A 12,110-nucleotide genomic window follows, 5' to 3' on the forward strand; every position below is an offset into this window, starting at 1 on the left:
CACCGATGCGCCTGCGAGCGTCGCGAGCGCGATGCGCGCGGCGATCGAGACCTCCCTCTTCACCGTCTTCCCCTCCGCCGCTCGAGTTCCGAGGAGTGGAGCCCGTTTCGGGGCCAGGTGCAACCACAGGCGACCTTGCTCGTCCGCTTGGGAGGGGGTCCCGGGACATGCTAGGGGATCCGGGCCGATCGCCGCGCGCGATCGGGCGGCACCGGGGCTGGCCGGTGTCGGCGGAGGGGAGCCGAAGAGAGGATGCCGTCGCCGCTGTTGCCGGGGTCGCCGTTCGCGCAGGCCATCGTCGATCTGGCGGTTCCCGTCGCGCTCGTCTGCGCGGCCATCCTGCTCCTCGTCACCGGGCTCATCACGGTCGTCCTCGTGCGCTTCCGCGGCGGGCGCGGCGTGCCGGAGCCGCCGCAGGTCGCCGGCGCGCGGCCGCTCGAGCTGCTCTGGACGGCGATCCCGCTCGTCCTGGTGATCGGCATGTTCGTGCTCACGGCGCGGACGATGCGCGCCGCCGATCCGCCGATCGACCGCGAGGCCGACGTCGTGGTGGTCGCGCACCAGTGGTGGTGGGAGGTCCGCTATCCGGCGGCCAACGTCGTCACCGCCAACGAGATCCACCTGCCGGTCGCCGCGCCGATCCTGGTCCGCGTCGAGTCGGCCGACGTGGTGCACGACTTCTGGGTGCCGCAGCTCGGCCGCAAGGTCGACGCCATCCCGGGCCATCCGAACCACGTCTGGGTCAGCGCCGACGCCGCCGGCGAGTACCACGGCGCCTGCGCCGAGTTCTGCGGCACGCAGCACGCCTGGATGCGCCTCCTCGTGGTCGCGCAGGAGCCGGCCGACTACGCCGCCTGGCTCGCCGGCCAGCAGACGACGCCCCCGGCGCCGACCGACGCCGCCGGCAAGCGCGGCGCCGCGCTCTTCGCCGAGCGCACCTGCATCGCCTGCCACGCCATCGCCGGCACCACGCCCACGCCCGCGAACGCCGCGCCCGATCTGACGCATCTCATGAGCCGCCGCACGCTCGGCGCCGGCGTGCTGCAGAACGGCCCCGACGAGCTGACGCGCTGGCTCATGGATCCGCAGACGTACAAGCCCGGCAGCAAGATGCCGGACCTCGAGCTGACGCCCGCCGAGGTGGCGGACCTGGTGGCCTACCTGGGGGCGCTGCGGTGACGGCGGCCCGCCACCAGCCGGCACCGCTCGGCACGCTGCTCGGCTGGATCGCGACCGTCGACCACAAGCGGCTCGGCATCCTCTACCTGTGCTCGGCGCTCGGCTTCTTCGTGCTCGGCGGGCTCGAGGCGCTGGTGATCCGCCTCCAGCTCGCGGTGCCCGGCAGCACGCTGGTCGGGCCGGACACGTTCAACCAGCTGTTCACGATGCACGGCACCACGATGATCTTCCTCGTGGCCATGCCGGCCATCGCCGGGCTCGCGAACTACGTCATCCCGCTCATGATCGGCGCGCGCGACATGGCGTTCCCGCGCCTGAACGCGCTCGGCTACTGGCTGTTCCTCTGCGGCGGGCTGCTGCTGCACTTCAGCGTCGCCGCCGGCGGCGCGCCGGCCGTCGGCTGGTTCAGCTACGCGCCGCTCTCGACCACGCCGTACTCGTCGACGCAGGGCCCCGACTACTGGGTGCTGGCGATCCTGCTGCTCGGCGCCGGCTCGGTGGCGGGCGCGCTCAACATCGTCGTCACCGTGCTCACCAAGCGCGCGCCGGGCATGACGCTGCGCCGCCTGCCGCTCTTCGTGTGGATGACGATGATCGCGCAGGTGCTGATCCTGCTGGCGCTGCCGGCGCTCAACGCGGCGGTGGTCATGCTGCTCGTCGACCGCCAGCTGTCGACGCACCTCTTCCTGCCCTCGAAGGGCGGCAACGCGATCGTCTGGCAGCACTTCTTCTGGGTGTTCGGCCATCCCGAGGTCTACATCGTCGCGCTGCCGGCCTTCGGGATCATCTCCGAGGTGATCCCGGCGTTCTCGCGCAAGCCGATCTTCGGCTACGAGATGGTCGCGGGCTCGACGGTCGCCATCGCGCTACTCAGCTTCGGCGTCTGGGCGCACCACATGTTCGCGGTCGGGCTCGGGCGCCAGGCCGACCTCGTCTTCGCCGCCGGCAGCCTGCTCATCGCCGTGCCGACCGGCATCAAGGTCTTCAACTGGATCGCGACCATGTGGGGCGGGGCGCTGCGGCTGACGACGGCCATGTGCTTCGCGGTCGGCTTCCTCGTCGTCTTCGTGATCGGCGGGCTCTCCGGCGTGACGCTCGCGGTCGTGCCGCTCAACTGGCAGACGACCGACTCGTACTACGTCGTCGCGCACTTCCACTACGTGCTCTTCGGCGGCACGGTCTTCGGGCTGTTCGCGGGGATCTACTACTGGTTCCCGAAGATCAGCGGCCGCTGCCTCGACGAGCGTCTCGGCCAGGTGCACTTCTGGCTCACCTTCGTCGGCTTCAACCTGACCTTCTTCGTGCAGCACATCCTCGGGCTCATGGGCATGCCCCGGCGCGTCTACACGTATCCCGACCTGCCGTGGTGGGGGACGCTCAACATGATCTCGACCGTGGGCGCCGTCGTGATGGCGCTCTCGGGCATCGCGTTCGTGGTGAACGTCGCCTACAGCCTCCGCCGCGGCGCCGTCGCCGGCGACAACCCGTGGGAGGCGTGGACGCTCGAGTGGGCCACGACCTCGCCGCCGCCGCCGGAGAACTTCCGGGCGATCCCGGTCGTCGCCAGCCGTCGGCCGCTGTGGGACCTGGCGCACCCGGACGATCCGGATGCGCGGCGCGAGCCGGTGGGCGAGGGCGGCGATCCCGCGGCCATCGACCTCGGGCGTGCGGCCATCGCCTGCCTGGTCGCCACCGAGGGCGTGTTCTTCGTCATGCTGATCGTCGCCTACGTGTTCTACGCCGCGCGGCCGGCGAGCGGGCCGACGTCGGCGTCGCTCGACGTCGCGCGCACGGCGGTGTTCAGCGTGCTGCTGCTCGCGAGCAGCGTCACCGCGTGGCGGGCGTCGATCGCGGAGCGCGGCGGCGACCTCGCGGCGATGCGTCGCTGGCTCGCGTTCACCGTCGGCCTCGGCGCCGTCTTCCTCGTCGGCCAGGGGCTCGAGTACCGGGCGCTGCTGGCGCAGGGCATCGGCCCGGCGGCGGGGATGTTCCCGACCATGTTCTTCACCGTCACCGGCTTCCACGCCCTGCACGTGGTCGTCGGCCTGATCGCGCTGATCTCGATCTGGCGGCTCGGGCACCGGCCCCGCACCGTGCCCGCGCTCGGCACCGGCCTCGAGGCGGTCGGGCTCTACTGGCACTTCGTCGACGTCGTGTGGGTGGTCGTGTTCAGCGTGATCTATCTGGGGTTGCTCGCATGACGACGGAGGCGCTGCTCCTCGGCGGCTCCACCTGGAGCCCGGCGGCGCTCGTCGTGATCGCCGCGACGGCGCTCGTCCGCTGGCGCATCGGCGGGCGTGCGGGGCTCGGCTTCTTCCTCGCCGGCCTCGGCGTGATGGGACTCGCGCTCTGCTCGCCGCTCGATCTCCTCCAGCGCTACCTCTTCAGCGCCCACATGGCGCAGCACATCCTCCTCCTCCTGGTCGTGCCGCCGCTGCTGCTGAAGGGATTGCCGGCGCGCAAGGGGCCGCGCGTGCCGGCGGCGGCGGGGTGGATCGCCGGGCTCGGCATCATGTGGCTGTGGCACGTCCCCACGCTGTGTGCGGCGGCGGGTGCGGAGCCGTGGATCCACCGCGTGCAGTACGTGTCGTTGCTGGCGGCGGGCGCGGCGTTCTGGTGGCCGATCGTCGGACCGGCGCGGCAGGAGCGTCTCGCGCCGCTCGCCGGGGTGCTCTACCTCTTCAGCGCCTGTCTCGCCTGCACGCTGCTCGGCGTGCGCATCACCTTCGCGCCGCTGTCCGTGTGCGCGGCGTATCTGCACCCCGCCGATCCGATCGGGCTGCTGCCGCTGGTGCGCGAGGGCTGGGGCATGACCCCGGCGCGCGATCAGGAGCTGGCGGGGCTCCTCATGTGGGTGCCCGCGTGCTTCGTGTATCTGACCGCGATCCTGGGGCTGCTGGGTCGCTGGTACGGACGGCCCGTCGCCCACGCGCCGGCGCTCGTCGCCTCGGGAGGTCGTTGATGGAAGAGCTGCCGCGTCCCACCGTCTGGCCGGCGGCGCTCGCGCTGGGCGTCACTTTCCTTTTGTGGGGCATCCTCACCTCGGGGGTCATCAGCGTCATCGGCGGCGTCGTGACGGCGTGCGCGGTGGCGGGCTGGGTCGGAGAGCTGCGCGATGCCCACCACGGCTGACGTCGGCCGGCGCGCGTTCCTCACCCGCCTCGTGGGCGGCCTCGGCGCCGTCACCGCGGCCCTGGTGGCGACGCCGGTGCTCGGCTTCATCCTGGCGCCGCTCTTCCGCCGCGTGCCGACGGCGTGGCGCACGATCGGGCCCGTCGACCAGTTCACCATCGGCGACACGGTGAACGTGACCTTCCAGGACGCCTCGCCGCTGCCCTGGGCCGGCGTCACCGCCAACACCGCCGCCTGGCTGCGCCGCGACGGCGAGAGCGAGTTCACCGCCTTCGCGGTCAACTGCTCGCACCTCGGCTGCCCGGTGCGCTGGGTGCAGGGGGCGAAGCTCTTCCTGTGCCCCTGCCACGGCGGCGCCTACTACAACGACGGCCGCGTCGCCGCGGGTCCGCCGCCGCGGCCGCTCACGCGCTACGAGGTGCGCGTGCGCGACGGGCAGGTCGAGATCCAGACGGGACCCATCCCCCTCGCATGAAGCGCGCTCTCGCCGCGGCGTACGCCTGGTTCGACGACCGTACCGGGCTCGGCTCGTTCTTCGCGCCGATCATGAGCCACGTCGTGCCGTCGGACGCGCGCTGGTGGTACGTCTTCGGCAGCGCGACGCTGTGCGCGTTCCTGGTCCAGGTCGCGACCGGCATCGGCCTCGCCTTCTCGTACATCCCGTCGGCGGGCCAGGCCTACGAGACGCTGCGCTTCATCACCTACGACGCCCCCTTCGGCAGCGTGCTGCGCGGCATGCACTACTACGGCGCCTCGGCGATGGTGCTGATGGTCGGCGCGCACGCCATCCAGGTCTTCCTGTTCGGCTCGTACAAGTTCCCGCGCGAGATGAACTGGGTGACGGGCGTGCTGCTGCTCGCCTTCACGCTGCTCATGGGCTTCACCGGCCAGCTCCTGCGCTGGGACCAGAACGCGGTGTGGTCGGTCGTGGTCGGCGCCGAGCAGGCGGCGCGCGCGCCGATCGTCGGCCCGTGGATGGCGCAGTTCATCATGGGCGGCGACACCATCGGCGGTGCGACCCTCGGCCGCTTCTTCGTGATCCACGTCTTCGTCATGCCGGGGCTGATCTTCGCGTTCGTCGGCATCCACCTGATGCTCGTCCTGCGCCACGGCATCTCGGAGCCGCCCGAGGCGGGCCGCCCGGTCGACCCCGCGACCTATCGCGAGGAGTACGAGGCGCGGCTGAAGACGAAGGGCATGCCCTTCGTCCCCGACGCCGCCTGGCGCGACGTCGTCTTCGCCGTCGCGGTGGTCGCCGGCATCGTCGGCTGCGCGGTGTTCTTCGGCCCGCCCGAGCTCGACCGGCCGCCCGACCCGAGCCTCATCCAGGCCGACCCGCGGCCCGACTGGTACCTGCTCTGGTACTTCGCGGTCCTGGCGCTGCTGCCGCCGGTGTCCGAGACCTACGTCATCCTGCTCGCGCCGCTCGTCGGCGGCGCGATCCTTTTCGCCGTGCCGTTCCTCTCGAACCGCGGCGAGCGGCACGCGAGCCGCCGCCCGTGGGCGATCGCGGCGGTGATCGGCATCGTCGCCATGATCGGCTCGCTGTGGCGCGCCGGCGTCTACTCGTCGTGGTCGCCGGACTTCGACGCCGGCCCATTGCCGGAGTCGGTCGTCGGCACGACCACCGGCCCGGTCGCGATCGGCGCACAGCTCTTCCACGAGAAGGGCTGCATCTTCTGCCACGACGTCGCCGGCCACGGCGGCCACCGCGGCCCCGTGCTGACGAACATCGGCCGCCTCCTGACGCACGACCAGATCGTCATCCGCATCGCCAACGGCGGCGTGAACATGCCGGCCTTCGCCTCGACGCTGACGGCGGACGAGATCGAGCACCTGGCGGCGTTCCTGCAGTCGCGCGTCGGCGGCGGCGGCGTGGAGCTGCGGGGCGGGTCGCCGGCGACAGGGCACGCGCCGGCGGGTGGGGCGACGCCGTAGCGACGGCGCGTTCGCAGCGAACGGGGCCGGGAATGCGGCGACCGGGCCGTCGCAACCCGCCGGCGGTCGTCGAGCTCCAGCGCAGCGGGATCTGGAGTCGCCTCGCTCGCTTCTCCGCCTGGCGGGTGCGGCTCGGCATCCTTCCCCTCCTATGGGAGACTCCATCGACACCGGCGGCCGCGCGTGTCCGATCAGCCTCGAAAGACGGCACGCGACGTAACGAGTCTCACGCGGCCCGGGCCGCCGCAGCCGCGGGTTAGACGCCCGTTCATACGAAGGTCGCCAAGATCCCGACCGCCATCAGCCAGGAGCCGAGTCGGTACACGTTCGCCATGTTCTCGGACATTGTCGCGGTCCCGAAGCTAATCCACCGACCTTTGCGGAACATGGAGAACTTCGCCGTCGCGAAGAGGAAGAAGCCGCCGAGAACGATCCAGAACGCACCAGGGTGGCTCACGTCACCATGCGCGATGTTCAAGATCGCGGCCCCGAACCCGACAGCGACAAGCGCCCACACCGCGATCTGGGTGAAGCGGCTGAACTCGTGTTCCCTGGGCACCCGCTGCCTCCTATGCGTCTAACGACCGGCGGCTCAGCCGCGCGCAGTCTTTTTGCGCGTCGGCTGCAGCCGCTTGTTAGGCGCCCGGTGCTTCGCGATGAGCTGGCGGACCTTGGGAACAAGGGCTACGGGAACACGCACCGCGGTGTGCGTTGGCGGCTTGAATGCAGCTTCATCCTCAGCAGTGGCCGCACGGTCCGACTGGCCCTCATAGTGCTTCAGCACGCGCCGAACCTTGGTTTCATCCCACCCCTTGGGGAGGAGCGTCGTCTTTTTCATGTCTTCTTCTTTCGCCGCCGCCGAAGGGCATGTTTGGCCTTGGGGCCGAGCTCGTACGCTGTAATGACGAAGATCGACTCGGCCTCGGTGTCGGGAACGTAGATGACCCGAAGATACCTGCCAGCTCGCGTTTGGCCCAGCGCCACCCGCGACCCCTCCCGGCCCGCACGATCCTCAAGCGGACGGGCAACTACGTCACGCACCTCGTCCTCGCCGACGCCGTGGCCGGCAACGTGAGGCTCTCCAGACTGAGGGTCGATGTAGAAACGCACTTTCATGAAGATGGATGGCGATGACGCCCAACGTATCAGGCGATCAGCGGCGGCTGCGAAGCAGCCGGCCGCCTGCATCGGCTTGTTAGGCACGACAGGCCAAGCACTGGGTTCCAGTCGCTGACATGCATCTCGACCCTCTGAGACTCGCCAGGCAGCAGGAACCGGTGCTAGGCGGTGCCTCGACATTCACGCTCCACAGTGCAGAGACGAGCCGGGCATGTGTTTCAGCCAATAGATAAGCTTCGACGAGTGGACGCCTGAACGGCTCGGTGGGCGACGATCGATGAACGTCACGAGGGCCCTCTGCACTGTCTGCCGCTATACTTTCCCGGCCCGATTGGGCTTCGGAAACCTCGGAAGAACATCGCTGTCGAGCCACTGGAGAAATGCCGGATCCTCGCCCTCCCTAAAGCGAGCAATCATGGCTCGGAAAACGAGGACGTTCAGTGAATGGGTCGTGTCCAGGAGGGCTTCCCACGCTCCTGGCGAGCGAAGGGGGGCCGGCACTACCCCACCTTCCGCACCCGGACGAAATACACGACCGCCACCGAGGCCGTGCGTGATTCCATTCCACTGGTTCGTGAATACGCGGACCCAGAGTTCTAAGCCTACAAAGCGAGCGAGTTCGGGAAGGTTCTGGGGTCCCCCGAATGCTTTGAACCACCGATCAGGATCCTTCAGGCGCTCGAGTTCGTCGTTGGCTTCCTTCCAATCAGGAGATGAAAGGGTCGCTTTGATTCGCTTGGCTTCAGCGGCAGTGTCGCGAAACCGGTCTACAAACCCATCCGGCAGATGGTGCGTCTTCTTCGCTATAGCGGCGAGTTCTCGACGCATCTCCCCGCCCTTGGTCAGCAGTTGAGCGGCCTTGAGGCTGCGACGGCGGATCGAAGTTGTATATGCGGCGGCGACTCGCTCGTCATTGCGCTTCACGACGTAGAGCAGCTGCAAGCCAACATCCAGCATCGTCCGCGCCTGTATGGCTGCTGGCTCTACCAGGCCCGCCCGCATTAGCTCGTCCACGGAGTCGAGTGCCTCGAGAAATAGCCAGAAGAGACGCAAAGCCGAATCAGACACGCGGTCAGGATGCGCAGAATGACCGCAGCGCTGAAACAGCCGTAAGCCCCAGCACAGCTCGTCGAGCAGAACATCCTTGGTGGGTCCCTGGATGCGCTCCATCCCGCGGCGCGCCTCTTGTCGGTTGAGGAGCCCCTGCACTTCGTCAGGAGCGCTAATCGGCGGTCGTCTCGACAAGGGTCTACCTCCGAAGCCTAACGCGCTGGCGGTTCAGCGGCGGCGCGAGGCGCCGCCCGCTGCAAGCGCGTGTTAGACGCGGTCATTCCGCCCGCCCAAAAGAGTGTCCTCCATCACCGCGGGTGACCACATGCGGCGCATGCGACGCCAGGCTCCACCTTTCCAGTCTGACCTTTCGCGTCGGCGATGCTTTAAGAGCGTCGCGCAGGACACGCTTGGCTGGGGCGTCGGCCACGGAGGTCAACGCGCCGAGCACGACATCCGCGAGTTGAACGAGGTTGCTGGCGTGCGATTCGACAGGCGTGACCTTCTTGAACCGGCGCCGAGTGGCTCGACGGAGAAGGAACTCCAGCGACGCCCATCGGTAGGGCTTCGACGGTGTCGCGTCGACGTACGCGCATGTGGCGCAACCTGGCACCATGCACTTCGCGATGAACTGGTAGTAGGCCTTGAAGTACCGCTCGTTCTCGGAGCGGCCCCCCCTGTCGCCATGGCGAGTCTCTCCGGAACTCGATGGCCACGAAGCGCGAGTATGGACATTCGCTGAACGTCCGTACGAACTGCAGGTAGGATGGCAGCATCCGGGGGGACACCTTCGTCCACTTCATCTCCCGGTGACAGCCGGAGGCAGCTCGGAACACCTCGATCTGTTGGTTGAGAATGAGGGCATGAGCAGGCGAGCATACGAGACCCCCGATCCAAAACCCCGCACGGGCATGCGTCTGCGTCTCGTCCGAGTATATCGCCAAGTGCGAGGCCATCGCTTCCTGCGTCTAACGCCTCGGCGGTTCAGCGGCGGCGCGCCAGCGCCGTCTGCTGCAAACGCGGGTTAGGCGGCTGCGCAACCTCTAACGCACCCAGTCCCGCAGGAGTTACCTGTTCCATAAAAGACAATCCTTGACGCCCGACATGTCGGGATAGCGGCGAAGGCAGTCGTCGATCTTCGCCGGCGAGTAGCGCTTCACGTCTTCAGGCCCCATAGCCAGAAGGGCTTCGGCTTGCTTTTCGAGGCAGCCGCGCGTGTCGGGCTGTTTGCCGCAGTACGCCTGGATGTCAGCGACCTTTTGCTCGGTGGAGATCGCCAAGTAGCGGTCGAGGGTCATTGCGCCGACCGGTGTCGCCACTAAACCGCCAACGCCGATCAGTACCATGGGCCGCGAGAGCAGAGATTTCACCATCGATACCTCGTCTTTGACGCCTAACGTCGTGCGGATCAGCCGCGCGCCCGGCGACGCACGCCGGATTTCCCGGGGCTCGAGCGCGCCGGCTGCCTCCGCTTGTTAGCGCGCTTGCGGCTCGCGAGCCACCGTTCGAAAGACCCTTGGCTCTCCGCGGAGGGGCGGCCTGCAAGAACTCCTTCAACACTGATGTCCTCATCAAGGTCGGGCCAGTGGACGCCTTCGCCCGAACCGATCAGTCTCCAGTGTCGCCGCTCGCGGACCGTTCCGGACACCAGGCGCGGATACCAGGCCAATGGCACGGTCACGGAGCGGCCGTCACTCAGATCGATGGCGAGTTCGTCCTCCCCAATTCTGACCGCCACCGCCGACGGCTGCTCAACCCTTGAAGTACTCATTCCACGCCCTCACAAATCGTTCCTGATGGTCAGCGACGATGCTCGATACACGGGATAGCTCATGGCGGACCAAGCCGCGACTCGAGTGGAGGCGGACCGGCGCAAGCCAGAACGTGGCGCTCCCGCCGCCACCCTCCACATGCACGTGAAGCGGCTCAGCGCGATCGCTCGCGTAGAAGAAGAACCGGTAAGGCCCCACTCGCAGGATCGTCGGCATCGCTGACAGGCCCTCTGATCCATTCCGACCTTGGCGCGCTAACGAACCTTCGACCGACCGGCCTAATCCCGGCCCCCACGCGGCGGTCGCGGCCTATCCGCGGCGTCGCGTGAGCGGGAAGCAGTACGCAGGCCCCGGGTGTCTCGAGTATCTTCCAGCGCACGCGTTCCGGACCCCTCGGGGATAGGCGGTGACGGGTCGCGGTCTATCCGCACCGGGCCTGCGGCTGCCGACCGTGCTGGCGCCAGTCCGTCGACCGGACGCCGCACGCCCAGGTCGTTGCGGTTGAGGACGTGCGTGTAGATCATCGTCATCCGGACGTTCCGGTGGCCTCGCAGCTCCTGCACGGTTCGGATGTCGTATCCGTCCCCCAGCAGGTGGGTTGCGAAGCGGTGCGGGAACGTGTGGCGGCCCGCGGGCTTCGCGACGCCCGCCGCCAGCGCGGCCTTGCGCACGACGCGCTGGCGGGCGCACTCGTGGACGTGGTGCCGCCGCTGCTGGCCCGTCTCGGGACGCCGGTAAGAGCGCGTGGTGGGAAACACCCACTGCCACAGCCACGAGCGGCCGGCATTGACGTACTTCCGGTCGAGCGCGTGCGGCAGCTCCACCCATCCGGCGCCCCGGGCCAGGTCGTCGCCGTGCTGCCGTCGCACGGGTGCCAGATGCGCGGCAGGCGGCTTCCGCACGACCGCCGGCAGCATCGTGCGCCGGTCGCGGCCGCCCTTGCCGTTGCGCACCACGATCTCCTCGCGCCCGAAGTGTACGTCGTTCACCCGCCGGCGCAGGTACTCGAGCAGTCGAAGCCCGGCCCCGTAGAGCAGCGCCGCCATGAGCCGCCGGCTTCCGCTGAGCTGCCCGAGGACGGCCTCCGGGCGGCTCAGCACGACCGGCACGGTGCGCCGGGCGCTTCGCGCGCACGAGGCCGTCGAGCCACGGAGATCGACGTCGAGGACGTGCGTCGGCGGTCGTGGAACAGGATGTCGCGCCGGATCCAGACGACGTAGGCCTGCTCCGTCCGGCGCCTCGAGTGCCGCGTCCGCAGCGCGATGCGTGCGCGATCGAGCAGGCGCGGCTGGGCCGGGTCCGAAGGCGGCGGCTGCCCGGCGACGGGGAAGGCGACGGCGGTGGCCAGATCACGCATGCGAGGAATTAAACTACCCCGCCAAGTGGCGCGCGTCCATGCTCGTGACCGCAGCAAGAAGCCGTTCGGACTGCGCCTGGTGCTCGCAGGCGCATGCTCTCGGGATCGTGGAGCGGGAATACGCCTGCAGCCTGAGAATGCGTCGGCCGGGTCGGTGTGGTCCAGGTTGCCGGGAGGACCGGGTCTTCAGCTGCGGTGACCTCGCGCCTGGGCAAGCCTGCGATACGACGCTGGTCCCGAGAGCGATGTCCGCATTCTCCGTGTCCTAGCTTCGGCATGGGAGGAGGGTCGTGCGGCAGGTCGATGTGTACGTCAGCCGTGGCCTTGGCGGGGAACTGACGATCACGTTGAAGGACGATGACCAGGTGGTCTGGCGTGATGCGAGTCGCGTACTCCAATGAACGTCCCGAGGGTCGTGCCGGAGGTGCCATGCGCCGAGCCGGGTGACGCTCGCCGCGGCCAGCCGGCGCGAGCACGACGCCGCTGACGCCGGCGTCGACAGCGCTTCCAGCGGTCCCTCCGTGACGGCGCCTGCGCCGTCGACGGCCGGCAGCGGCGGCGTG

General features: G+C 69.0%; 14 protein-coding genes and 1 pseudogene. 6 read left to right on the forward strand and 9 right to left on the reverse strand.

Going from position 1 to position 12,110, the window contains the following annotated elements:
• Positions 1-252: 252 nt before the first annotated feature.
• Genes coxB through KIT14_07390 form a run of 6 tightly spaced genes read left to right on the forward strand, consistent with a single transcriptional unit; the run spans position 253 to position 6,249 of the window.
• Positions 253-1,179: a cytochrome c oxidase subunit II gene (gene coxB, locus KIT14_07365; GenBank protein MCW5890357.1), complete on the forward strand. Its 927-nt coding sequence runs from the start codon at positions 253-255 to the stop codon at positions 1,177-1,179.
• Positions 1,176-3,380 (forward strand): cytochrome c oxidase subunit I, encoded by a 2,205-nt coding sequence (gene ctaD / locus KIT14_07370; protein ID MCW5890358.1) that lies wholly within the window; start codon positions 1,176-1,178, stop codon positions 3,378-3,380. Before coxB ends, ctaD begins: the two co-directional genes overlap by 4 nt.
• Positions 3,377-4,141, forward strand: coding sequence for a cytochrome c oxidase assembly protein (locus KIT14_07375; protein ID MCW5890359.1), 765 nt, complete (start codon positions 3,377-3,379; stop codon positions 4,139-4,141). Before ctaD ends, KIT14_07375 begins: the two co-directional genes overlap by 4 nt.
• Positions 4,141-4,311: a hypothetical protein gene (locus tag KIT14_07380; protein MCW5890360.1), complete on the forward strand. Its 171-nt coding sequence runs from the start codon at positions 4,141-4,143 to the stop codon at positions 4,309-4,311. Before KIT14_07375 ends, KIT14_07380 begins: the two co-directional genes overlap by 1 nt.
• Positions 4,295-4,786 (forward strand): ubiquinol-cytochrome c reductase iron-sulfur subunit, encoded by a 492-nt coding sequence (locus KIT14_07385; protein MCW5890361.1) that lies wholly within the window; start codon positions 4,295-4,297, stop codon positions 4,784-4,786. Before KIT14_07380 ends, KIT14_07385 begins: the two co-directional genes overlap by 17 nt.
• On the forward strand, positions 4,783-6,249 hold the full coding sequence (locus KIT14_07390) for a cytochrome b N-terminal domain-containing protein (GenBank protein ID MCW5890362.1): 1,467 nt from the start codon (positions 4,783-4,785) through the stop codon (positions 6,247-6,249). Before KIT14_07385 ends, KIT14_07390 begins: the two co-directional genes overlap by 4 nt.
• A 268-nt stretch (positions 6,250-6,517) precedes the next feature.
• Here the strand turns inward: KIT14_07390 and KIT14_07395 are convergent, their stop codons facing one another.
• The 9 genes and pseudogenes from KIT14_07395 to KIT14_07435 form a co-directional block, all read right to left on the reverse strand.
• Positions 6,518-6,808, reverse strand: coding sequence for a hypothetical protein (locus KIT14_07395; GenBank protein ID MCW5890363.1), 291 nt, complete (start codon positions 6,806-6,808; stop codon positions 6,518-6,520).
• A 33-nt stretch (positions 6,809-6,841) separates the two neighbouring features.
• Positions 6,842-7,087: a hypothetical protein gene (locus KIT14_07400; GenBank protein MCW5890364.1), complete on the reverse strand. Its 246-nt coding sequence runs from the start codon at positions 7,085-7,087 to the stop codon at positions 6,842-6,844.
• Positions 7,084-7,365, reverse strand: coding sequence for a hypothetical protein (locus KIT14_07405; protein ID MCW5890365.1), 282 nt, complete (start codon positions 7,363-7,365; stop codon positions 7,084-7,086). The genes KIT14_07400 and KIT14_07405 overlap by 4 nt, the downstream gene beginning before the upstream one ends.
• A 315-nt stretch (positions 7,366-7,680) precedes the next feature.
• Positions 7,681-8,577, reverse strand: coding sequence for a hypothetical protein (locus tag KIT14_07410; protein MCW5890366.1), 897 nt, complete (start codon positions 8,575-8,577; stop codon positions 7,681-7,683).
• 118 nt (positions 8,578-8,695) lie between these two features.
• Positions 8,696-9,034 carry a DUF3800 domain-containing protein gene (locus tag KIT14_07415; GenBank protein MCW5890367.1) on the reverse strand — a complete coding sequence of 113 codons (339 nt, stop codon included), beginning with the start codon at positions 9,032-9,034 and terminating at the stop codon, positions 8,696-8,698.
• Between the two features lie 451 nt (positions 9,035-9,485).
• Positions 9,486-9,791, reverse strand: coding sequence for a hypothetical protein (locus KIT14_07420; GenBank protein ID MCW5890368.1), 306 nt, complete (start codon positions 9,789-9,791; stop codon positions 9,486-9,488).
• Positions 9,792-9,826: 35 nt separating this feature from the next.
• A complete protein-coding gene (locus KIT14_07425; GenBank protein MCW5890369.1) occupies positions 9,827-10,189 on the reverse strand; it encodes a DUF2442 domain-containing protein in 363 nt (120 codons plus the stop codon).
• A complete protein-coding gene (locus KIT14_07430) occupies positions 10,170-10,406 on the reverse strand; it encodes a DUF4160 domain-containing protein (protein ID MCW5890370.1) in 237 nt (78 codons plus the stop codon). The genes KIT14_07425 and KIT14_07430 overlap by 20 nt, the downstream gene beginning before the upstream one ends.
• 62 nt (positions 10,407-10,468) lie before the next feature.
• A pseudogene (locus KIT14_07435) lies at positions 10,469-11,547 on the reverse strand (integron integrase).
• Between the last annotated feature and the right edge of the window lie 563 nt (positions 11,548-12,110).

This window comes from bacterium, assembly GCA_026129405.1.
GTDB lineage: Bacteria > Desulfobacterota > Binatia > DP-6 > DP-6 > JAHCID01.